Origin of the sequence: Lysinibacillus sp. NPDC093197, assembly GCF_044754025.1 — a bacterium.
Classification (GTDB): domain Bacteria; phylum Bacillota; class Bacilli; order Bacillales_A; family Planococcaceae; genus Lysinibacillus.
In genome coordinates, this window is record NZ_JBIVOH010000001.1 from 38,558 (window position 1) to 58,800 (window position 20,243).

Annotated in this window: 27 protein-coding genes and 3 pseudogenes; 17 read left to right on the top strand and 13 right to left on the bottom strand. The window is 33.5% G+C overall.

The genetic code is table 11. The annotated features are described in order from the left end of the window. Positions 1-99: 99 nt before the first annotated feature. The 5 genes from ACIP9G_RS00205 to ACIP9G_RS00225 all read left to right on the top strand — a co-directional run bounded on the left by ACIP9G_RS00205 (position 100) and on the right by ACIP9G_RS00225 (position 3,610). A complete protein-coding gene (locus tag ACIP9G_RS00205; protein WP_401016450.1) occupies positions 100-492 on the top strand; it encodes a hypothetical protein in 393 nt (130 codons plus the stop codon). Positions 493-575: 83 nt separating this feature from the next. After that, on the top strand, positions 576-1,364 hold the full coding sequence (locus ACIP9G_RS00210) for a hypothetical protein (RefSeq protein WP_401016453.1): 789 nt from the start codon (positions 576-578) through the stop codon (positions 1,362-1,364). After that, on the top strand, positions 1,342-2,139 hold the full coding sequence (locus ACIP9G_RS00215) for a hypothetical protein (protein WP_401016455.1): 798 nt from the start codon (positions 1,342-1,344) through the stop codon (positions 2,137-2,139). The genes ACIP9G_RS00210 and ACIP9G_RS00215 overlap by 23 nt, the downstream gene beginning before the upstream one ends. Then, complete coding sequence (locus ACIP9G_RS00220; RefSeq protein ID WP_401016458.1) at positions 2,139-2,924, top strand: hypothetical protein; 786 nt, start codon at positions 2,139-2,141, stop codon at positions 2,922-2,924. The genes ACIP9G_RS00215 and ACIP9G_RS00220 overlap by 1 nt, the downstream gene beginning before the upstream one ends. Before the next feature lie 20 nt (positions 2,925-2,944). Beyond that, positions 2,945-3,610, top strand: a complete 666-nt coding sequence (locus tag ACIP9G_RS00225; protein WP_401016461.1) for an ABC transporter ATP-binding protein — start codon at positions 2,945-2,947, stop codon at positions 3,608-3,610. Between the two features lie 39 nt (positions 3,611-3,649). Here the strand turns inward: ACIP9G_RS00225 and ACIP9G_RS00230 are convergent, their stop codons facing one another. Together ACIP9G_RS00230 and ACIP9G_RS00235 are read right to left on the bottom strand one after the other, a co-directional pair. Then, positions 3,650-4,183, bottom strand: coding sequence for a hypothetical protein (locus tag ACIP9G_RS00230; RefSeq protein ID WP_401016464.1), 534 nt, complete (start codon positions 4,181-4,183; stop codon positions 3,650-3,652). A gap of 112 nt (positions 4,184-4,295) precedes the next feature. Next, positions 4,296-5,249, bottom strand: a complete 954-nt coding sequence (locus ACIP9G_RS00235; RefSeq protein ID WP_401016467.1) for a TDT family transporter — start codon at positions 5,247-5,249, stop codon at positions 4,296-4,298. A gap of 131 nt (positions 5,250-5,380) precedes the next feature. Here ACIP9G_RS00235 and ACIP9G_RS00240 point away from each other — a divergent pair, with 131 nt between their 5' ends. Continuing rightward, positions 5,381-6,193 (top strand): LysR family transcriptional regulator, encoded by an 813-nt coding sequence (locus ACIP9G_RS00240; RefSeq protein ID WP_401016470.1) that lies wholly within the window; start codon positions 5,381-5,383, stop codon positions 6,191-6,193. A 131-nt stretch (positions 6,194-6,324) separates the two neighbouring features. Then, on the top strand, positions 6,325-7,065 hold the full coding sequence (locus tag ACIP9G_RS00245) for a lysozyme (protein WP_401016473.1): 741 nt from the start codon (positions 6,325-6,327) through the stop codon (positions 7,063-7,065). Positions 7,066-7,789: 724 nt separating this feature from the next. Here the strand turns inward: ACIP9G_RS00245 and ACIP9G_RS00250 are convergent. Together ACIP9G_RS00250 and ACIP9G_RS00255 are read right to left on the bottom strand one after the other, a co-directional pair. Continuing rightward, positions 7,790-7,903 carry a YjcZ family sporulation protein gene (locus ACIP9G_RS00250; RefSeq protein WP_401016476.1) on the bottom strand — a complete coding sequence of 38 codons (114 nt, stop codon included), beginning with the start codon at positions 7,901-7,903 and terminating at the stop codon, positions 7,790-7,792. A 218-nt stretch (positions 7,904-8,121) separates the two neighbouring features. Then, positions 8,122-8,268 (bottom strand): YjcZ family sporulation protein, encoded by a 147-nt coding sequence (locus tag ACIP9G_RS00255; RefSeq protein WP_401016479.1) that lies wholly within the window; start codon positions 8,266-8,268, stop codon positions 8,122-8,124. Positions 8,269-8,735: 467 nt separating this feature from the next. Between ACIP9G_RS00255 and ACIP9G_RS00260 the strand changes: the two genes are divergently transcribed. Beyond that, entirely contained in the window at positions 8,736-9,215 is a 480-nt protein-coding gene (locus ACIP9G_RS00260; RefSeq protein ID WP_401016483.1) for a GNAT family N-acetyltransferase, read from the top strand. Positions 9,216-9,343: 128 nt separating this feature from the next. Here the strand turns inward: ACIP9G_RS00260 and ACIP9G_RS00265 are convergent, their stop codons facing one another. From ACIP9G_RS00265 to ACIP9G_RS00275, 3 genes and pseudogenes are all read right to left on the bottom strand, one after another. Beyond that, positions 9,344-9,568, bottom strand: a complete 225-nt coding sequence (locus tag ACIP9G_RS00265; protein WP_401016486.1) for a gamma-type small acid-soluble spore protein — start codon at positions 9,566-9,568, stop codon at positions 9,344-9,346. 339 nt (positions 9,569-9,907) lie between these two features. Then, positions 9,908-10,027: pseudogene (locus ACIP9G_RS00270) on the bottom strand (manganese catalase family protein); the annotation flags it as partial. Between the two features lie 40 nt (positions 10,028-10,067). After that, a pseudogene (locus ACIP9G_RS00275) lies at positions 10,068-10,178 on the bottom strand (manganese catalase family protein); the annotation flags it as partial. Positions 10,179-10,351: 173 nt separating this feature from the next. Between ACIP9G_RS00275 and ACIP9G_RS00280 the strand changes: the two are divergent. From ACIP9G_RS00280 to ACIP9G_RS00300, 5 genes are all read left to right on the top strand, one after another. Beyond that, a complete protein-coding gene (locus ACIP9G_RS00280) occupies positions 10,352-10,561 on the top strand; it encodes a VOC family protein (RefSeq protein ID WP_401016489.1) in 210 nt (69 codons plus the stop codon). A 201-nt stretch (positions 10,562-10,762) separates the two neighbouring features. Further along, positions 10,763-10,894: a hypothetical protein gene (locus ACIP9G_RS00285; protein WP_401016492.1), complete on the top strand. Its 132-nt coding sequence runs from the start codon at positions 10,763-10,765 to the stop codon at positions 10,892-10,894. An 88-nt stretch (positions 10,895-10,982) separates the two neighbouring features. After that, the gene (locus tag ACIP9G_RS00290) at positions 10,983-11,828 is read left to right on the top strand and encodes an MBL fold metallo-hydrolase (RefSeq protein WP_401016494.1); all 846 of its coding nucleotides are present in this window, start codon (positions 10,983-10,985) and stop codon (positions 11,826-11,828) included. 555 nt (positions 11,829-12,383) lie between these two features. Continuing rightward, the gene (locus tag ACIP9G_RS00295) at positions 12,384-12,617 is read left to right on the top strand and encodes a hypothetical protein (RefSeq protein ID WP_401016495.1); all 234 of its coding nucleotides are present in this window, start codon (positions 12,384-12,386) and stop codon (positions 12,615-12,617) included. Positions 12,618-12,894: 277 nt separating this feature from the next. Next, a complete protein-coding gene (locus tag ACIP9G_RS00300) occupies positions 12,895-13,194 on the top strand; it encodes a hypothetical protein (RefSeq protein WP_401016497.1) in 300 nt (99 codons plus the stop codon). Positions 13,195-13,376: 182 nt separating this feature from the next. Here the strand turns inward: ACIP9G_RS00300 and ACIP9G_RS00305 are convergent, their stop codons facing one another. The 6 genes from ACIP9G_RS00305 to ACIP9G_RS00330 form a co-directional block, all read right to left on the bottom strand. Next, complete coding sequence (locus ACIP9G_RS00305) at positions 13,377-14,375, bottom strand: NADP-dependent oxidoreductase (RefSeq protein ID WP_401018124.1); 999 nt, start codon at positions 14,373-14,375, stop codon at positions 13,377-13,379. A gap of 38 nt (positions 14,376-14,413) precedes the next feature. Then, positions 14,414-14,707, bottom strand: coding sequence for an ArsR/SmtB family transcription factor (locus ACIP9G_RS00310; protein ID WP_401018127.1), 294 nt, complete (start codon positions 14,705-14,707; stop codon positions 14,414-14,416). A gap of 375 nt (positions 14,708-15,082) precedes the next feature. Next, positions 15,083-15,274: a hypothetical protein gene (locus ACIP9G_RS00315; protein ID WP_172771363.1), complete on the bottom strand. Its 192-nt coding sequence runs from the start codon at positions 15,272-15,274 to the stop codon at positions 15,083-15,085. A 317-nt stretch (positions 15,275-15,591) separates the two neighbouring features. After that, a complete protein-coding gene (locus ACIP9G_RS00320; RefSeq protein ID WP_401016499.1) occupies positions 15,592-15,831 on the bottom strand; it encodes a hypothetical protein in 240 nt (79 codons plus the stop codon). A gap of 409 nt (positions 15,832-16,240) precedes the next feature. Further along, positions 16,241-16,678: a general stress protein gene (locus ACIP9G_RS00325; protein ID WP_401016502.1), complete on the bottom strand. Its 438-nt coding sequence runs from the start codon at positions 16,676-16,678 to the stop codon at positions 16,241-16,243. A gap of 626 nt (positions 16,679-17,304) precedes the next feature. Further along, positions 17,305-17,448 carry a YjcZ family sporulation protein gene (locus ACIP9G_RS00330; RefSeq protein ID WP_401012140.1) on the bottom strand — a complete coding sequence of 48 codons (144 nt, stop codon included), beginning with the start codon at positions 17,446-17,448 and terminating at the stop codon, positions 17,305-17,307. A gap of 328 nt (positions 17,449-17,776) precedes the next feature. On the opposite strand from ACIP9G_RS00330, the gene ACIP9G_RS00335 reads away from it, so the two are divergent. The 4 genes and pseudogenes from ACIP9G_RS00335 to ACIP9G_RS00350 all read left to right on the top strand — a co-directional run. Then, positions 17,777-18,190, top strand: coding sequence for a hypothetical protein (locus ACIP9G_RS00335; RefSeq protein WP_401016504.1), 414 nt, complete (start codon positions 17,777-17,779; stop codon positions 18,188-18,190). Positions 18,191-18,302: 112 nt separating this feature from the next. Beyond that, on the top strand, positions 18,303-18,623 hold the full coding sequence (locus ACIP9G_RS00340; RefSeq protein ID WP_401016506.1) for a YqfO family protein: 321 nt from the start codon (positions 18,303-18,305) through the stop codon (positions 18,621-18,623). Between the two features lie 152 nt (positions 18,624-18,775). Then, on the top strand, positions 18,776-19,090 hold the full coding sequence (locus tag ACIP9G_RS00345; RefSeq protein ID WP_401016508.1) for a hypothetical protein: 315 nt from the start codon (positions 18,776-18,778) through the stop codon (positions 19,088-19,090). 601 nt (positions 19,091-19,691) lie between these two features. Beyond that, positions 19,692-20,069, top strand: a pseudogene (locus tag ACIP9G_RS00350) (BclA C-terminal domain-containing protein); the annotation flags it as partial. Positions 20,070-20,243: the final 174 nt, after the last annotated feature.

Sequence of the window (20,243 nt, forward strand, 5' to 3'; positions counted from 1 at the left end):
TAACAAAAAATCTTTACTAAATAAACTGAATAATAGTAAGATTATAATAATTTAATGACCAAAAATAGTGAAACATCTTACAATTCGGAGGAAAGCAAAATGAAGAAATCTAAACTTTTTGCCAGTATTGTAGCTGTTAGTTTGTTAACTATAGGGCTTGGTTCATTTGCAAATGCGTCCCCAACATATCACGAATATTCAGGGAAAGTTCCGAGATTCGAAGATTTAGAGACCAATGATGCTATTAAAGAAACTACGGGCAGTGCTTACAATGTAGTAACGTATATTCAGAAAGGCAAATTGGTGTCATGGGTTGAAAAGGGAACTAGAAATGTTACAAAAAAAGAAGCATACAAAGAGCGCAAAGTTATTGTAATGGATTATTTAGGAAATGCTAGTTCTTTAGTAGGGGAGAATGTTTATTTAAATATATCAACTTCTCCAGGTACGTTAGAAACAGTTGATACTGCAGGTACGTGGACACCTAATTAAACTAATAAAATATAAGATACTCAATTTTTGGTCATTCAATCAATTGATTGGAGATGGTGAAAGTTGAGGTGTTTGAGATGATTATGTATACTAGGCAAGAATTTAAAAGAGCATTGTTATCCAAAATGGGAATTATCACAATGATATCCTCAATGCTACTTGTGTTTATCGGTATGCTGGAAGCATTAATATGGATTAATAGCGGGGTGATTTCGATTGTATACGCCTTTTTACAAGGCTATAACGCTGGAACGGCATCCTTTATCGTTATTGCGTTTCCCATTATTGCATGTATGCCGTATGCGCATTCTTATCGAACAGATATTCAGACAGGCTTCCATCATTATATACAATACCGTATGAAAAAAAGACGCTATATGACAATTCGTTTAGCTGTAAATGCCTTTGCAGGAGGAGTAGCTGTTGCAATTGGTCCTATTATTGCTTTTACTTTTTTAATGGTTTTAAAGCTTCTATTAAATGTACCAATGTTAAGATCCAGAGATCAATTAGATCCTGTACGTTTTTTTCAAAGTATCGGTGTAAGTTCACCAATTCTCATGATGATGATAATGATTGGAATTATGTTTTGTTGTGGGATGATTTTTGCAACTCTAGGTTTAGGAATATCTGCGGTAATTCAAAATAAATATATTGCGATATTTATACCGTTTATTTATCTTATTATTTCAGTGACAGTATTGGCGAAAATTCACCCTGCTTTAAATGCGATGGCATTGTTTGATGTGGATATCATCGACCAATATCATATTGAACAAACTTTTCTATACGGCGTAGTGCTTGTTGTAGTGGGGATGACACTATTTTTTATAGGAGGGGCAGCAAAGATTGAAGAGCGGTTTAAAGAGTAAAAAACAAGTAAAGCTATATTCATCCAAAAAGAGTATCATTTTCGTTTATATTGTGTTGATGCTATATTTCTATAATTTGTTGCTATCAACAAAATTAGTCGAAGGAAATATCTTTGATTTATTACTTCATCTTACGGAGTTTCATCCTCTTTTTTATATCATCATGCCTGCATTTACAATTATTCTTATATCATTATTTTCATTGGGGAATGTGCAAAACTATTTATTGATTCGGTTTTCTACGAAACGGCATTGGTATCATGCAAACCTTTTACGAGTGGCAAAATTAGCTACATATTTCTGTCTAATGCTTGTTGCCATAATGGTACTTGAAGCTATATTTGTCTTAGATTTTAAGAATCAATGGAGTAATTATAGTGTTTATTACTATAAACATCATACTGAGCTATTAAGAAATAGCACACCTATTTTCTTAACTACGTTGTCAGTCATTCTTTTATGGTTGTTTTTAATGTCTTTTGGACTGCTTTTTTACATAAGCTATGTATTTACAGGAAGGATATTATTAGCTTGTTTAGTCGTTCTTTTAGTCAACATGTTGAATATAGGTGTGTTTTTATCAAAAATAACGGCGATATCTGCCTATTTATTTTATGATCATATCAATATTTTTCAATATACTAGCACAATGTCTGAAATAGGAGAAGTTCCCTATATAATTCTACAGTATTGGATTGTATTAATTTTAATACTATATTTCATTGGATTTTACATTATCAATAAAAAGGATATGTATATCGGAGAGAGAAAATAATGCTGAATAAATTGGTTTCCTACTATTTACGTTCTTTCTTTAACCTTACGTATGTTCTATGTATCGTTGGCGTTTTTGTACTGAATGGTATTCTTGTTCGTGCCTCATATGGCGATCTCATTCCAAATGGCTATGCAAATCAGATTGTATTTATGTTCTATATGCCTTTAAATATCCAATTCGACTTATTACGTTGGTTATTGATTTTTATCCCTATCCTCCTATTTCTTAGTTCGTTTATTTTACGTGAGATACGTGATCATCCAACATATCTCATTCTAAGAATGAAAAGTTACCGTCATTGCTTTCACAGTATGTTTATTGCGATATGCATCAGTTTAGTTGGAACACTTGGAATAGGTTATGGGGTTACGGGAATAGTTGTTTTCTTATTAAATAATCAAACAGGGAATCAAAGTGACATAGGCTTATCGTTGTTCCTAAACACGAATGGATGGCAAGTGCTGTTGCATCATTTTACGCTATTTATCTTAACGTTATTGCTATTACTTATTGTCCACACTATTTTTTCGTTATTTATCCATAATGCTGTCTTCGCAATGTTCACCGTTATTATTAGTATGATTTCATCGGCTACTATCGGTTATTTGTTTCCATCCTTACTAAAGTTTTTACCGTTAACGTATTTCTTGCTCGGCTTGAGAGAAATGCAGGAGGTAACCTTTGCTTGGTCTAATAGTATAGTCCTGCTATGTATCGTTTTGTCCTATTGTGTGCTTTCTATGCTTTTTATTAATTTACGAGAAAAAATAGTTGGTGTTTAACGTAAAAGGGGGTTGTATAAATGACAATACTCGAAATACACAATTTGTATAAAAAGATAAAAGGCCGTGAACTGCTGAAAAATATAACACTAGTCATTGATAAACCTGGAATTTATGGGATTGTCGGTAGAAACGGTTCAGGAAAAAGTCTATTATTTAAGACGATTGCAGGACTTTTTGTTCCGAGTAGTGGCACTGTAAGTGTATTTGGTGACATTATCGGGAAAGGTAATTTTCCGAAATCCTTTGGTGCACTGTTAGATACGCCAGGATTTCTGACCCATTATTCAGGTTTTCAAAACTTAAAAATACTCGCCTCGATACAGAACAAAATCAATGATAAGGATATTGAAAATGTAATGACATTGGTTGGCCTCGATTTTAATGATAAAGGACCAGTTCGTAAATATTCTTTGGGCATGCGGCAAAGGTTAGGGATTGCACAAGCTATTATGGAAAAACCAAAATTACTATTATTGGATGAACCGATGAATGGGCTGGATGAATCAGGTGTATCGGAAATGCGCGATATGATTCTTAACTTTAAAAAGCAGGAAATAACTATTCTTTTAGCAAGCCATAATCCTGAAGATATTTCTTTGCTTTGCGATGAGGTTTACAAAATGGATGCAGGGGAGTTAACTCGTCATACTGTAAATACGGGAAGTACGACACAGCTTATTTAAAAATACAGCATCCTGGAAAAGGATGCTGTTAGGGGCAATCTAATCTATCAATTCAACAAATTCCTGTATGTTTTTTTCAATACGGTCATTTATTTTTCTAACTGTTAATGGTGTTATTTGGTCAAACATAGTATGGAGCGAAATAATAGAAGCTTGAATTTCTTTGTTTTTGTCTAAGTCTTCACGTATAACAGTAAAGTTTTCTAAAGTGTTCGGATAATTATTTTGTAGAAATACTTGTTCAATCTTTTCAAAAAGCACTAGCAAGGATTTATCCTCAAAATACTTAGCACTAGCTTTAAGTGCTAGCCAACTTTTAGGTTGGGCGTAATAATAGGCACTCCACCAATAAAATTCTATAAGCGATTTACTGGCATGATTATAATACGTATAAAACACAAATAATGCCCTTTGACCTTGGGATAATTGCATGTAAAATTGTTCTTTAAATTGAGTAGTATCCGTTTCATTGGATATGCCCATTTTATAAAGATGAATAAGAGGCTCAAAACATTTATCGCTTAAGTCAGAAGCAGTTAAATTAAAACCTTGTTTTTTCATTTTTACCAACAAAATATTATCACACTCCCTCCTTAAATTATACTACATTTGGAAATTACATATGAGAATAAATTAAAAGCAACCATATTAGGTTGCTTTCTTCGTTTGAATCCAACTGAACTAGTTAAATAGAATTTGCTCTAGTATCAATATATTGTTTTGTAAGATAAATAACATATTTATATAAAACATAAAAGACAATAATAAACGCGATAATCGATTCAAAAATGGCAATCCAATGGAACAGTGCTGAAGTAAATCCTAGTTGGTTATAAAAATTGTTAGTTGCAGTAATGGCAGTTGCTGAAATGACTAAAGGAAACGTGAATCCAGCATAGCTTGGATAAAAGTCAATAGCTAGTAATTTTGGAAGCTGAGTCAAAATGAGAAAATATAGCCCTTGGGATAAGACAAATAGCAATGTGACAAGTAGGACGTTTTTATTATCAAAAGCATTTAAATAGCCTGTTAAACAAAGAGATCCTGGTGCCGCAATAATTGTAATAAGGGGAAGTGTAGAGTCCTCCATATTTTTTATAGTAAAGACACGGTGCAAAATTATTGGTAATAACACTAAATATAAAGATAATGCAATCCAGAAAATCGAACGGCCAAATGCAGGATAAAAATTACATGACGTTACAGTAATAACGCCTATACCTACATAAGTAATAAACCAACTAGGATAAACGTGATGGAGTTTTACTGATTTTGTTATTAAGAAATAGTGTGTGAAATAAGCCATTAACATAAAATGCACGATAACAATACCTAGCCATATATAAGACAAATAAGGTGTTAGCCAATCGACTTCAAGATAATAAGTGCAAATAATCATCAATCCCATTGTAAAAGTGGGGGCTACTGAAGCCACAATCGGATTTTTTAAAAGAGAAAGCGTATGTTTAAATGTAAAGATGAGTTTACATATTACCAAGCACATTAATACCATTCCAATGAGGCCAACTAAAATACCAAATCTCGGCATTCCATCAGTTTTAATAAGATTTCCTAAAGAAACAAGTGCTAAAATTAAGCCACAAATAGGTATAGGAATGTTTTTAAGAAAGTTTTTCATTATGTTCCCTCCGGTTAATTAATTCAATTTTACCTTGTATAAACATTGTAAATCGGATTATACTATTTGTGAAATTGATAATTTAGATACCAATTATTAAAAAAACCAATAATTGAATTGGAGTGTTGATTATGTTTCAAAGTTTAAAAACATTTGTGAAAGTATATGAAATGAAAAACTTTACAAAGGCAGCGGAAGAGTTATATCTATCACAACCAACAATATCCACTCAAATACTTAATTTGGAGAAAAAATTAAATGTGATCCTATTTACTAGAAAAGGGCGACATGAGATTGTTCCAACTAGAGATGCTGATTTTCTCTATAATCGAGCGCAAAGTATTTTAGATAACTGGGAAGATACAATAGAAACACTTAATAACAAAGAAATTGTCCGAACAAAATGCCGTATTGCCTGTTCTAATACATGTGGGATTTACTTTCTTCCAAATATAATGAAATCTATTCTAGAGAACTTTCCAGATATGGATTTTTCCTTACAATTGATGAATTCAGAAGAAGTAGTAAAACACTTAAAACAAAACGAAGCGGATTTAGGGTTTATTGAAAAAATAGTGGATACAGGCAGCTTGAAACGCAGTCTATTAAATGTAGATCAACTTGTATTAGCTGGTGATCCTGAAGCTAGTTACTGGTTAAACCGTGAAGAAGATTCGGGGACACAATTTTACTCCGATATGTATGTAAAAGAGAAAAATTTAAAACCGATACATATTTATCTAAATAACAATGAAATGATAGCGGCGTTGCTAAAGGCGGGAATAGGGCAAACTGTAATTTCTCAAAAAATTGTACCAGAGGGCGTTAATTGGCAACCATTGTCTCCAAAATATACTCGAAACTTTTATTTTTTGGCGAAAGAAAATCATTTAAAAACAAGAATCAACGAGTTAGAAAAGTTTATTATGGATAGAGGTGCCTGACACTCAAACAATTCAGAATTGTTTGAGTGTCAGGCACGTGGGCTCAGTATATATGTGAACGTTCATTACATCGGGAATTGAATATGCTAGAGAAGGTGCAGAAATTTAAATTAGAGAGAGGAGGATTTAATATGGAAATTTCAAATAATGCACTAACGCTCATTGCAAAATGGGAAGGGTTTCGGGCGGACGCTTATATTGGTTCAGATAATGTTTGGACAATTGGCTATGGAACAACAAAATGGCCAAGTGGAAAATTAGTAGAAAAGGGGCAAACAATTTCAAAAGAAGAAGCGTGGGAACTACTGAGAAAGCAAGCTCAAGAGCATGCAAATACAATAGAATACTATGTTAATGTTCCTCTTAACCAAAATCAGTACGATGCTCTTGCAAGTTTCCAATATAATTTAGGACGCTACATTCTAAGAAACAGCTCACTATTAGAATACTTGAATAATAGGCAATGGGAACAAGTAACCAAAGAGATGTTATTATACATCTATGCTGGAGGGAAAAAGCTCCAAGGGCTTGTTAACCGTCGTTTGGACGAAATTGCACTTTTTTTAAAGCCTGTGGCGACAGTTGATGTAAGTAAAAAAATCGAATATGTCGAGCTTGACAAGGAACCAAGGAAATATCGTATTCAAAGTGGGAGATACAGCAGTCAAGAAGCAATGATAGCCGTGATGAACGAAGCAATTAAACAGAAATATTTATCGTACGTAGAACCAGTAAAAGATAGTTCAAATGAGAATGGATGGCGGTTTATTAGTGGTTGGTATAACACCCAAGAAGAAGCAAAAATAATTGCCGAGAGAGCTATTGTAGCAGGGAAATTAAACTACGCAACGATTCGTGGTACAGCGCAATAGTAGTGTGACAGGCACTCAAACAATTTTAAATTGTTTGAGTGCCTGTCACCTAAAAGACCAAGATTGCTTAGTTAGCTGTCTTGGTCTTTTTTTATCTATCATATTCATAGTCGTAAGGAACATTTTTACTTCCACACCCAACGAGTAAAAATGAAAATGATACTATTAAAATTGAGCAAAAAAATATTTTCTTCATATAAAATAATATTCCTCCATTTCACACGAGTCAGTCAGTCCTATTGTTTACATTTTATTGGAACCATTCTATAAAGTATACAATAAAAATTTCTTTAAAACTGTAATTTTTCTGTTTGTTAGATAAGAATTTACAATTGAAGTCATACAAGTAGGCAAGTGTGCACGTATTTTCTTTAAAACTGAATCTTGACAGGTGTTAAATAGTAATTGTCCGCAAAAAAATAAGACCTTGTTGCTCTAAATATTAGTTGGGAAATAAGCCAACCCTATATATAAATGCCGTATTAATTATATGAACATGATTACATGTCAAATACAGGATGAGCTATATAACATGAAGATAAAATAAGTTAAGACTATAGTGAAAGCGATGTTGCAAGGGAAAGAGAAAGTAGCTCTCAAAAAAAAGGCCACCTAAAATAAAGTGACCTTTAAAAGAAAGAATGATAGGTAAAGGATAAGTCTACGCTATCCAAAAAATTATGGGCTTAAAAGCGAGCGCAGAATCAGTATGCATTTTAACTATTTAATATGAGATGAAAGTAGCACCAACAATAATTAAAAGGATAAATAGTACTACAATTAGCGCAAATGTTGAACCTGATCCATTACCACTACCACCATAATATTCTTGAGACATAATTACTTCCCTCCATTCTATAATTTATTTATTTCTATAATTAATATAATGAAAAGTTGTAAAAATGAATTGCGATAAATATCAAGAGGATATAAATTATAATTTATAAATTGAAAATAAATGGTACTACTTGGAGGTTCAATTAAGAGAAGGGTAAGAGACTTTTAGCTAATAAAATCTGCTAGGTAAAAATAGACTTTGATTAAACTAAAAAAAAATTAATACACGATAGTAGCTCCCACAATGATTAATAGAATAAATAGAACAACGATTAAAACAAATGTAGAACCATAACCTCCGCCTTCATTTCCGCCTCCATAATAACAACTATTGTTGTAATTTCCAACATTTCCTTGGTATCCCATGACTATCCCTCCTTTCTAATTATATAATATGTATAGTTTTTAAAAGTGTAGAGGTTTTTATCCAACCCTTTAGAACTAACATTTTGAAAATACTAATAGTGATACATTTTGTAAACAAACAAGTGTACCCTGTAGAAGTGAAGTAGAAAGTTGCGACGGTCAACAATACTAAAACCTATAAATGCGATAAAAAAGTCCTCAACCTTCTGTGACTACTTCCTTTAACTGACATTTGTCTTAAGCCATAGTTTGTCTTCCTTTGTGTTATAATGAATTGACTAAACCATTTAGAGCTGTAGCGTGTAACGACGCTGCAGCTTTTTCCAGTTTTTTATGTGTATTCAATTACAAATGCATTCCCGCCAATACTTTCGATAATCAATTTTTAAATATTTCAGAAAAATAATGACCGAAACATAAGTAGATAGTAAAATATAGGAAATGAAAAATAAGTGGGGAATAGTCATATGGAAAAATTTAAACAGGTCGAATTAAAGCATTTTTCAAGTAAATATATGAAAGAACTAAATTCTTTTGTACTTACAGAAGAACAAAAACAATTTTCTGCACTTCCAAGCAAATTTGAAGAAGTTAATGAAGGACAGTATCGTGTTGTTATTTTAAGTGATAATACACCTGTTGGTTTCTTCCTCCTTAATTCAAATGAAAGAGTAAAGAAATATTCGAGTAATTTAAATGCTTTGCTATTGACTGCACTATCCATAAATCATACAGAGCAAGGAAAAGGGTATGCAAAACAAGGAATGACATTACTCGGTGAGTTTGTTAAAGCAGAATTCCCGAATTGCGATGAAATAGTTTTAGTTGTAGACAAAGATAATATACCTGCACAAAAACTATATTTAAAAGTGGGATTTGAAGATACAAATGAGAGGTTAACAGGCCGTATTGGCGAAGAAATTATTATGAGACAATTAGTAAAATAAAAATAAAATATCATTACCAGAGTTGATTTTACATTTTGTAGAACAACTCTGTTTTTTTATGTGGAAAGTTTAGTAAACAATCAAATGAAGATAAAAAAAACCGACAAAAATTTGTCGGTTTAAATAGCTTAATTTGAATTGTTTTCATTTGCAAATCGACCAGATGCGAATTTTTTGTTTGCTTCAGCTTGTTGGATTTGTTGTTTAATTTGATTAACATCAGATTCCATCCCGAATTCTTGACTCATTGAATTCGCAGTTCCAGAAGCTTGTTGTTTGTTTGCTTCAGCTTGCTGAATTTGTTGTTTAATTTGATTAACGTCAGACTTATTCCCAAAGTTTTGGTTTGCCATTGTAAATCACCTCCTGAATATAGCTTGTGCAGAAGGTGCTTTTGTATCCTACAAATATTTTTAACTCATATCTGTTTAAAGGCTATAACAGCGAAGCGTTATAAACTATTACATTTATTCTATAACAAATAAAGAGAAGCAGAACGATATAGCTTAAGCACAAAAAAGGGTCACAATGCAAAGAAGTGACCCAAAGTAAGAATTGAGGGAGGTAGTGACGGTCAACTAGCATCACAACCTAATAAGTGCGTGCGATACACTCCATAATAATGTGTGCAAATTAAGGTTACTTATACATTAAAAAGCTGTAACGTCGACTCACGTTACAGCTTAAAATGATTAATAATTCATATCATTAAGACCAGGATTGTGTTCATTTGGCATCTCTGGCATAAGTGGTACTGGGAAACCTTCAGGTGGTGGAGTCACTTCTAAATCTTGGCCACTCCTACTTGGGGATTAATTGAGCATTATGATAACCTATTTCAATCCGTTATGTCATTTCTGCTAAGAAAACATCACGAAGTAAATCACGGTATTGTGTTTCTTTACCTCTGAAATTTGAGATTTGAAAGAGGTATTGCATTTTGGTTCTTATTTCACCATGATGTCAACCTAGTATTTTCTTGCATTCTCTGTACTGCCTGAGGGTTCGTTTGTTAGGAATACATCCAATTCCCCAATTGGTTTATTTATAATGAGTATGTTTTTTAAGTGTACTATCAGAATAAAACATATCCATTTTGCTCACGATAAGCTGAATATTTTAAAGGGGATGATTGAATGTTCAATCGTTTATCAGCACAAAATGGTGTATTTAGATTACCACCAATACAGCGGAAAAATAATAAAGAGTTAGATGTTGCTATTGCAGATCTCGAAGCAAGAGGATTTCGTTTGGTAAGGCGTGGTTTTCAAAATGAACGAGAACAAACGATTAAAAATCCAACTTCTAATAAAGTCTGGGCTATAATGGAAAAACTTATGTTTTGAATTTAAACCATTTGCTTTTATGAAAAATATAAAAAAGCTACAGCGCTTATTTTCACACTGCAGCCCTATAAGTAGTGAAACACTACGAAATATTATTTTGGCTGTATGTTGTTTATTTATACGTTATTTGAAGTATTCGTAAAGTAAAAAGTATAAATCCTGCTATTAAGGATAGATTAGTATCTATTGGAGGTGAGTCTCATGACTAAAGAAAAGAAAAAGAACGAATTAGAACAAGAAGAATTTGCAAATGAATTTTTACCTGAAGAGTTTGAAGAAGAAAAAGAAGAAGAAAAGCAACAACAGAAAGAACAACAAAAAGAAAAGAAGTAATGAAACAGTGCCACAATCTTCGGGTTGTGGCTTTTCTTACATTAAAATGCGAGTTCTAATGGATGTAAGTGAAGGAAGAGGGTTTAATATGGACAATGATTTGAATTATGGTGAAGATTATAAGTTTATACCTGCTACTTCGGTGGGAAGTGGGGTCGGTATAGAAGTAATGCCTGATTTATATCAGTATACAATTCAAATTGTAAATATTGTACTTTATGGTAATAAGAATACTAATGAATTTGTACTGATTGATGCAGGTATGCCAAAAAGCGCGGATGAGATAATTTCAGTAATAGAGGAACGATATGGTCCTAATTCTCGTCCAAAAGCAATCATTTTGACTCACGGCCATTTCGATCATGTCGGAGGAATTATAGAATTAATAAAGCGTTGGAATGTCCCTGTTTATGCCCATTCTTTAGAAATGCCTTATTTAACAGGAAAACAAAACTATCCAGAACCTGATCCTTCTGTAAGTAATGGACTAATTGCCAAGATGTCACCTTTATTCCCTAATGAAGCTATTAACTTAGGTGACAATATTGAAACAATTCCTTCTGACGGAAGTATTCCTTTTATGCCAGGTTTTCGGTGGATACACACACCTGGTCATTCACCAGGACATATATCGTTGTTTCGTGAAAAGGATCGAGTACTCATTGCTGGAGATGCATTTGTTACTGTCAAACAAGAATCACTTTATAAAGTATTAACACAAGCAAAAGAGATTAGTGGTCCACCTCAATATTTAACAACGGATTGGCAAGCTGCGCGAGAATCTGTTGAGAAGTTAGAAGCACTAAAACCTCTCATAGCTATTACAGGTCATGGATTGGCGATGAATGGAGAAGAACTCAAGAACAACCTTAAGAAGCTTGTAGAAAGTTTTGATCAAATAGCTCTACCAAAGCACGGGAAATATTTAAATTAATGCATACACTAATCAAGTGGAGGAGCAATACCATGATAAGATAGTGCCCTAACACGACAATTAGTGAATAATACGTAAAAGCCTTTACCTTGCAAGGTAAGGTTTTTCAACTATTCCCTATGAATAATTAATTATTTTTAAAGGTTATTACCCTAAATTAGAAACGTTAGTTCTTGTTTAAATATTTCCCTTTCATAGATACTAGTCATTTTTTGAAAGATTTCGTCGGAGAAAACATTGTTGGCAAGAAGGTGTTCCTTTATTCCAACTGCTATCATCCAGTGCTGGAACAAGGGCAAGATGAATAAATCATTAATCAGGAATTCTGCTAGTAATGTAAAACTTGTCGTTTCTTGCGCTTACCCGGGAAATTATTTTTTTATTTCCTAGCCTAAAAACATTTCCAAATAGGGAAATACATATAAGAGATTGATCTGTCTAATCTGAAATAGAAACTAGCAGGTTAGTTCACAAGGGAAAGACAGAGCGAGTGTCCATAGTGAAAATAATGTTTAAGTGATAAAATTAAATTGTTATCGATAGGAGGTGTAATGAATGGCGTTTTTCATTGTAATGATATTTTTGGCTATATGTATTGGGATTGTAACTACATTGAAAAAGACAGATCGTAATAATGTTAATGCTTCTAGTAGTTCTAGCTATTCAGGTAATAATGCGACTGACTTTAATACAACAGGTTCTGTATTTTCGTTAACTAACACGGATAATAATAATTGTTCGGACACCACTTCGAGTAGCAGTGATTCTTCAGGAAGCTCGTGTGATTAAGTATTTGAGTCATTTCCAAATCGGAGATGGCTTTTTAATTTTACTAATCAGCTAGCATTTGGGATGAACTATATTGTAAAGAGCGAAAACAATAGAAAGTTAAGATTTCTTTACCTTGTCGAAATTCTATTGATTTCATATAGAAATAAAATTAAGATGTTGACGGGGAAATAAGTTGAAAACTATTGCTGACGGATCGCCGTATGCGATGAAAGTCGCTCGTACGGTGAAGGCTCGTTATAAACTGAGAAGATAAAACGAGAATAGCGGAAATGTAGTGCCAGTAAATCCAGCAATTAACTTAAAGGCAACACCTGGGGCGACAGGCTCTGGGGAAATAAATATATCTTGGAACGGCAATAGTGATCCAAATTGGTCACATTATACAATGTATATTCTAGTTTCCAATACTAATGAAGCTGACGAGAGCAGTCCAAAGTATGCGGATATTACTTATAAAGGTAACGATGGTTTCGGTGATTGGCACAGTCCAGGAACAAGGGTTTCATATGCGCTTTATTCTATTATGAAAGATGGTTCTAAAACTGTTCAAAAAGTAACTGTTACTGCTCCATAATTAAAGCAAAAGGAAACCTCACTATTTTAGTGAGGTTCCTATTTATCTATAAATGGGACGCTAACACTAGTTTACTAGGTGGATTTAAAGGCATTGTTAGAGGACAAAGATTTACATGCCTACTTGGTCTCACTATTTGATATAGTGCAAGTCATATGGAAAGGAAGCAGTTGTTCTTGGAACTATTTGATCTTTAAAATTACTTTCCCTTTAGCTCTTCCAGATTCTACGTATTCCATTGCCTTTTGTGCATCTTCGAATAAAAAAATTCGATCAATTACAGGTGTAATTTTACCTGACTCAATGAAGTCTGCGATAATACGTAATTGATCGCCACTTGGCTTCATAAATAAAAACGAATATTGAGCCCTATGCTTCTTTTCAAGAGAAGTAAGTTTATGACTTGCTACGGAAAATAACAATGTTTTGAAAAGCCCTGAGCCATATTCTTTAGCAAAACGAGCATTCGGCGTACCCGAAACGGAAACAATTTTCCCTCCGTCTTTAATAATATTAAAAGATTTTTCAAGTGTTTGTCCTCCAATGGTATCAAACACTGCATCATAATTTTTAAGTATATCTTCAAATTTTTCTGTTTTATAATTGATTACTTCATCTGCACCAAGAGATGTAACTAAATTTGCGCCAGCTTCACTAGCAGTTGTTGCCACTATGGCACCCATAACTTTTGCTAGTTGAATAGCAAACGTACCGACACCACCGGAACCGGCATGAATTAAAATTTTTTGCCCTTTTCGTAATTGCATGATGTCATGTAAAGCTTGGTAAGAGGTTAGGCCAATAAGGGGGATAGATGCAGCTTCCTCAAAGCTCAAATTTTTAGGCTTTAGCGCTACATCATCTTCATGAACAGAGATATATTCCGTAAAAGTACCGATTTTATTCTTGCGTGGACGTGCATATATTTCATCTCCAACTTTAAAACGAGTCACTTTTTTGCCAACCTTAATTACAACGCCAGAAAAATCATTTCCGAGAATTAACGGCATTTCATACTTGAGTAACATTTTCACTTTTCCATCACGTATTTTAAAATCAATAGGATTAATACTAGCTGCATGAATTTCTGCAAGTACCTCGTAATCATTCATTTCAGGTGTAGGTATTTCCGTTAAACGCATCGGAGCTTTACCATATTTATCAATAACCAACGCTTTCACTGTGTTCATTCCTCCATAATTGTATTAATAAGCTATTTTCAATCGTATTGCTTTAACAATGTTTCAATATCCACAATAAGCGTTTTTAATAGGCTTAATTTTGTCCGTATATCAATATAATAAAAGTTTTTTGTACCTTCTTTTCGCATTAAAATAATTCCAGCATCTCGTAAAATTTTTAGGTGATGTGACACTGCAGGTCTAGAAAGGTGTGTTTGTTCAGTAATTTCACCAACTCGTAATCCTGTTTGACAATCGGTTCCCATTAAAACTAACAAAATCGATTGGCGGGTTTCATCACCGATAGCCAATAGTACTTTTTGACAATTCATAAAATCTTCTTTAATAGTGTTTAGTTGGTCTTTTTTATTTATCAATTAAATACCTCCGATGGTTAGTTGAACAGTTTAAGTTATTGAACCATGTTATTGAATACAACAATATATTAATGCGATAACCTCTGCAATATTGAGAAAGTAAATCGAGACGAATGCCCTTTAGAAGAAAACGCTAAAAATAATTGTTCTTACAAGAGATGATTTTCACATAAACACTCAGGAAAGTTGATTTTAACTACAAAAAAATACCCCGAGGGAAGCACCCTCGAGATATTATAGTGACAAACTGTTCATCCTCTTAAAAACATATATTTTATAAGCAGATGAATGAGCTAATTATATATAAATATTTTATGGAAATTACTCATTTTATTCTTTTTTAGCTTTAATCTGATAAGTAATTCCAAACACTATGTTAAAAATTAATCCAAAATTTAGCGGATTCAAAAAAACCCAAAGTAAATTTGTTTCTAATGCTAAAAGTAATAGAATCCACAAAATCATGCAAACATAATAAGCAAATATCATCGGCCAACAAAAAACTTTATCTATATCAAACATACAATTCCTCCTATACGCTAATCAAAACAAGAGGATGCTGCACCTGACATAGCTCCACCCGCTGCACCTATAATAGCTCCTCCGACAGCACCAACTGCTTTTCCAATACCAGGTAATACAGTTCCAGCACCAATACCAACCCCTAAACCAGTTATTGCACCAAGATAATAACCACCAAGAACTCCTAATGCACAATTCCATTAACGAGCTAAAGTAGTCGTTTGAATCGGTTGTTCACCGGTATGTAATTCTATAATCAGTCCATTATCAACTGATTTATAAATTAAATTAACCTCATTCTCATTACTTTCTATTGCTTAAGTTGGCAATACCTCCGAATAATCACCTTTTTTAACAATAATATATCCAACTTCATCGTTTTCAATTGTTGTCTCATCATTTAATAATTCTAAACGCATCGTACTTTCATTTAAAATGGTAATGGCAAAATCAGCATTCTGTTCAGCTGCAACTACAGTTGAAGCATTAAAAGCTATATTTCCAGTGAAAAAGAATAAAAGAACCAAACAAGTCAACATAAAAAACAATTTTCTCATTTGTAAAACGCCTCCTTTAATATTCTGATTCTTCTTTTATTCTAAAAAAAAATAATAAAATAGAAAATATAAAACACAAAATTGTAACAAAAAAATCTAAATATTAGGGGAAAGACAGACTTGTTCGGAGCCTGTACTAGTAGCATAAATTGAAATCGCAGGTAGAAGAATTACGGATAATTAAGAAGTCACTCGATACTAGCAATTGAAAAGCACCCAAACAAAAAAGTTTCTATGTTTGTACAAAATCCATACAAACATAGAAACTCACTAATTTCGTCCGCACTCGGCAGGAATCAAACCTGCATCTTAAGAACTGGAATCTCACGTGCTTTCCATTTCAAGTGATTGAGCAACTTTCTAAAATAATTACGTGTTATTTATGCGAACAACGAGCATTCAACCGCCCTCACTCTTTGGAGTGAAGAAATACTAAAAATTTACCATCCTGAGCGTCATTCGAATAGCGTTCTGCTTCATCATCTGGGACTCCAATTTCCATAAGAGCATGCTTTAATCCACCAGCACCAGAGCTAGCACCTACGACTGCTCCTCCAATTGTTGTAATAATAGGACCTGCAGCCAACACAGCGCCAAATCCGGGAATCAACACAGTGGATAAACCTGCTATCATGCCTGCTATGCCAATGGCAGCTCCAGTTGCAGCTCCAGCAAGGGCTCCATCCATAGTGGAAGGTTTTACTTCCTGTGTGTTTTTAGATAGTTCTTTTGTTTCTTTAGTAATAACTGAAATCTCCTCTGTTGTATAGCCCTTCTCTTTTAAATCTTCGACAACTTCAGCCGCTCTTTGTTCATTATCGTATACACCAATAACTTGATTCTTCATTAACAATTACCTCCTGTTTGCTTTAACTATGTATTCTTTACCCGTTTGTTAGTATTACTAGACACATTTCACCTTCAAGCTTTATTCTTTTTAGAATTCCACACCTGTTTTGTTTTTTAGCTCCTTCTTTCAAACATAATGATCTTCAGTAATCTAGCTCAATTCCAAAGTATAGGAACTGTTTAAAGTTATTTATTTCCGCAAATTTACACTTAAGGCATAAAGGACGGCTGTAAAAAAATCATCTGGAATGATAATTCCTAGATAGTTGATATGAATGTGATGGTTATGTTCCACACCTGATACGATGAAAGTAACTTCGTAGACTCCTGGTGTGGTAACAAAAATCAATTATGATTATCCACTTAAAAGCCAACGAAATGAAAAAGTAACCTAAATTTGAACCTAAAACAGAAAAGTCCCAAGGTGAAATTGAATGGAATAATTATAGTAAAAAGTATAACGAATGATCTAATATACCTAAGAAGTTAGTCGAAGCAACATTTGAGAGGGGCAGAGGAGAACTTACACGGAAATTAGCGATGTAGTTACTGAACAATATGAGGGAAGAAACTATAAAAGGGTCACCGGATTGGGAGGCGACCCTTAGAATGGAAAATTAATATCTAGTATTTCAAGAAAGTAGCGCCGACAATAATTAGAAGAATAAATAGAACAACGATTAGGGCAAATTGAGAACCATTACCATAACCGCCGCCAGAATAGCCGCCGTTTTCAATGCCACCAACATTTCCACCATAGTATCCCATAAAACCACCTCCTTTCTACAATTTATAATATGTTCCCTGTAGAGAATGAGTGGGGTGTTAAACCATTTAGAAGCACTAAAAAATATATTTTTATGAGATAAGAAAATAAAAAAAGAGCCACTTGGGATGGAGTGACCCTTAGTAAAAAGAAAAGGAGACGTAAGGCTAAGTTTAGCTTTACCTTACTATTATTATGATGTGATAGTAATGTTTGTATAGTTCATAGCCTTTGAAAACAAAAAAAACTATAGCGTCATCACACGCTACAGCTCGAATTGCGCCCTTTAATGGCTTAGTAAACAAGGATTATATCATAGGGGGCAAAACTATGTTAAAAGAGAAAAAAGAATTAAATCGCTACCAACTAGATAAGGCCATTAAGAAGTATCACGACAACATGTGTAAGTACATGAGAATGAAGGACGAACTTGTTACAATTACAGCAGCCGCATCTTCTGTACAATACGGAATTGAGGCAATAATGCCAAAAGCAGTTGGTGGCACAAGTGATCTAGTACATACGCATGTTCAAAACAGAGCAGCGCGAGAAGTGCGAATTAACAAGATTAAAGAAGAACTACTTTTGGTTCAAAATTTAACAAGCAAGGTAGCTGGAGATATAGAGCAAGAAGTACTTTACTGGTTGCTAGAGGGCATGCCTTTCCGTTGGATTGGTGCAAAGCTTAATATGAGCCATATAAGCGTACAACGAGTACGAGTTATTTATTTGATGATGAAGTAACCTTGGACCCCTTCTTTTTTTATGCTTAAAAATATAAGACTGACATTTTTAGAAGATTTATTAGGTAGAATTATGTATCATTTAGAAAACTATGAAAATTTTGAGGTGTCAAATGGATATAAAATCAGTAAAAGTTGAAGTCTTACTATCAGAAGAATACATTGAACAACTAAGGAATGAGCTAAATAAATTAGGGGTTTTAACGGTCGGTAATTATGACCATGTTGTTTCTTATACTGTTACAAAGGGATATTGGAGGCCACTTGACAAAGCGGTACCCTATGATGGGGAAATTGGAGAAATTTCATTTGGAACTGAATGTAAGCTGGAATTTAGATGTCTATATTCAAAAATAGAAGAAGTGAAAAACGCAATAAATGTTATTCATCCTTATGAGGAACCTATTATAAATGTAATTCCTTTATTAAACTAGGCTGTTTTCGAAAAGATTGTTGCTATTCAACTAACGGAGCAGTTTAGTTGAATAATGATATGGGTTTTTGCGGTAAAATAGTAGACGGTAGGTGCATCTTCATCTTTACAGAAAAGTGGGATGGGCTATCGTTTAGTTAGGAGGTAGAGGCTTTGAGGTATTTGATGGTTTGGGGTAGTTGTCTTATTTTGATTTTGTTAGTTGCAGGAATTTTATTTTGGTCGGCTGGATTACCGAAGATTAAAAAGATTAAAAGTAAAAAATTGTCATTCATTATGTTTAGTTTGGGATTGATTGTAATCGCAACGCCATTTGCTTTTTTTATAGGTGGAATGGCAACAGACTCACCGACCAGTACTATGAAAGATTTTTGGACAGGTTTTTTTATCGTCCAGGCAATTCCACTTTTAATACTAATAATTGCAATCTTAAAATGGCTTATAATTGACTTAAGAAAAATAAAGTAGCGTGTGGACAGTGATAATTAATTTAGTTTAAAAATACAAGTTTGTGAAGAAATCTACTAAACTCTAGGGTGCTTTAGTTGAAGAAGATAGCCAAACCAGAAGCAACAATCTTTGAGAAAACAGCCTTAAACTAAGAGGTCCGATGTAGTTAAATTTATGAAATGTTACAAATGTGCCAAAGGGTCCAGATGTTCCAAACGTATCATTTTGGGTAAGCTGCGATGAGTTTTAAATTGAACGTAAACGATATGAGTATGGTGCTATGCAGAATCAGCTAGCAGATGAAGAATATACGCAATTATTAACAACAATGGACGCACAGCAAACGGCATAATCGTCCCATATTGTTTAGTAACATAGTAAACGTAAGCAAAGGCTTAGCGTTATTTATATTGTTATTAACATTACTATTAACATTCGTCAGTATTGACATTATTTAAATTAATATATAATTATCTGAGGGGAAATAAGTTTTAAATATCTATCGCTGACGGATCGCCGTATGCGATGAAAGTCGCCTGTATGGTGAAGGCTCGTTATAAAACTTAGAGATAGAGAAGGATAAGACGAGAATAGCACAGTTTTAAACTCTGCAAAAAACACAACTGGGGCAATGATTGCTGTGGTATTGAGTGGAACAGATATCCCATTACCTAACGATCAACAGTTAAACAATGTAACTGTAAATGTTGGAAGTAATACTTTCACAGTTCAACAATCAGGAACTTATGAACTTGAGTATCATGTTTATCTCACTACACCAATATTGGTATCTTCAAGAATACAGGTAAATGGAACTCAAATTACAGATAGTGTGGTAAATCCAGTAGTACCTACGAATTATTTAACTAAAAAAGCTACAGTAAACTTAATCGCGGGTGATTCTTTAAGTTTGCAATTATATAATCTTTTGGGTGTAGCTATATTAACTCCTGGTGATCCGACTAAAGTTACTTCGTTAAGTATTACAAAGAAATAATGATAAAGAGCATCCACTTGGGTGCTCTTTTATTTTTCCTTCCGCAATTATCTATGGAGGATATTTATTATCCGCTATGAGAACAATCGAGATTGGCGATGGTAAACGTTACTGAATCTCAATGCTTCTCATGGCTTTTTATTTTGAATAGGGTAAAGGATCGATGATGGAATG

Bases quoted from the DNA above. Each gene is read 5' to 3' on its own strand.
- ACIP9G_RS00205 (WP_401016450.1), top strand. From the start codon at position 100: ATGAAGAAATCTAAACTTTTTGCCAGTATTGTAGCTGTTAGTTTGTTA.
- ACIP9G_RS00210 (WP_401016453.1), top strand. From the start codon at position 576: ATGTATACTAGGCAAGAATTTAAAAGAGCATTGTTATCCAAAATGGGA.
- ACIP9G_RS00220 (WP_401016458.1), top strand. From the start codon at position 2,139: ATGCTGAATAAATTGGTTTCCTACTATTTACGTTCTTTCTTTAACCTT.
- ACIP9G_RS00225 (WP_401016461.1), top strand. From the start codon at position 2,945: ATGACAATACTCGAAATACACAATTTGTATAAAAAGATAAAAGGCCGT.
- ACIP9G_RS00235 (WP_401016467.1), bottom strand. From the start codon at position 5,249: ATGAAAAACTTTCTTAAAAACATTCCTATACCTATTTGTGGCTTAATT.
- ACIP9G_RS00240 (WP_401016470.1), top strand. From the start codon at position 5,381: ATGTTTCAAAGTTTAAAAACATTTGTGAAAGTATATGAAATGAAAAAC.
- ACIP9G_RS00245 (WP_401016473.1), top strand. From the start codon at position 6,325: ATGGAAATTTCAAATAATGCACTAACGCTCATTGCAAAATGGGAAGGG.
- ACIP9G_RS00250 (WP_401016476.1), bottom strand. From the start codon at position 7,903: ATGTCTCAAGAATATTATGGTGGTAGTGGTAATGGATCAGGTTCAACA.
- ACIP9G_RS00255 (WP_401016479.1), bottom strand. From the start codon at position 8,268: ATGGGATACCAAGGAAATGTTGGAAATTACAACAATAGTTGTTATTAT.
- ACIP9G_RS00260 (WP_401016483.1), top strand. From the start codon at position 8,736: ATGGAAAAATTTAAACAGGTCGAATTAAAGCATTTTTCAAGTAAATAT.
- ACIP9G_RS00265 (WP_401016486.1), bottom strand. From the start codon at position 9,568: ATGGCAAACCAAAACTTTGGGAATAAGTCTGACGTTAATCAAATTAAA.
- ACIP9G_RS00280 (WP_401016489.1), top strand. From the start codon at position 10,352: ATGTTCAATCGTTTATCAGCACAAAATGGTGTATTTAGATTACCACCA.
- ACIP9G_RS00285 (WP_401016492.1), top strand. From the start codon at position 10,763: ATGACTAAAGAAAAGAAAAAGAACGAATTAGAACAAGAAGAATTTGCA.
- ACIP9G_RS00290 (WP_401016494.1), top strand. From the start codon at position 10,983: ATGGACAATGATTTGAATTATGGTGAAGATTATAAGTTTATACCTGCT.
- ACIP9G_RS00295 (WP_401016495.1), top strand. From the start codon at position 12,384: ATGGCGTTTTTCATTGTAATGATATTTTTGGCTATATGTATTGGGATT.
- ACIP9G_RS00310 (WP_401018127.1), bottom strand. From the start codon at position 14,707: ATGAATTGTCAAAAAGTACTATTGGCTATCGGTGATGAAACCCGCCAA.
- ACIP9G_RS00315 (WP_172771363.1), bottom strand. From the start codon at position 15,274: ATGTTTGATATAGATAAAGTTTTTTGTTGGCCGATGATATTTGCTTAT.
- ACIP9G_RS00320 (WP_401016499.1), bottom strand. From the start codon at position 15,831: ATGAGAAAATTGTTTTTTATGTTGACTTGTTTGGTTCTTTTATTCTTT.
- ACIP9G_RS00325 (WP_401016502.1), bottom strand. From the start codon at position 16,678: ATGAAGAATCAAGTTATTGGTGTATACGATAATGAACAAAGAGCGGCT.
- ACIP9G_RS00330 (WP_401012140.1), bottom strand. From the start codon at position 17,448: ATGGGATACTATGGTGGAAATGTTGGTGGCATTGAAAACGGCGGCTAT.
- ACIP9G_RS00335 (WP_401016504.1), top strand. From the start codon at position 17,777: ATGTTAAAAGAGAAAAAAGAATTAAATCGCTACCAACTAGATAAGGCC.
- ACIP9G_RS00340 (WP_401016506.1), top strand. From the start codon at position 18,303: ATGGATATAAAATCAGTAAAAGTTGAAGTCTTACTATCAGAAGAATAC.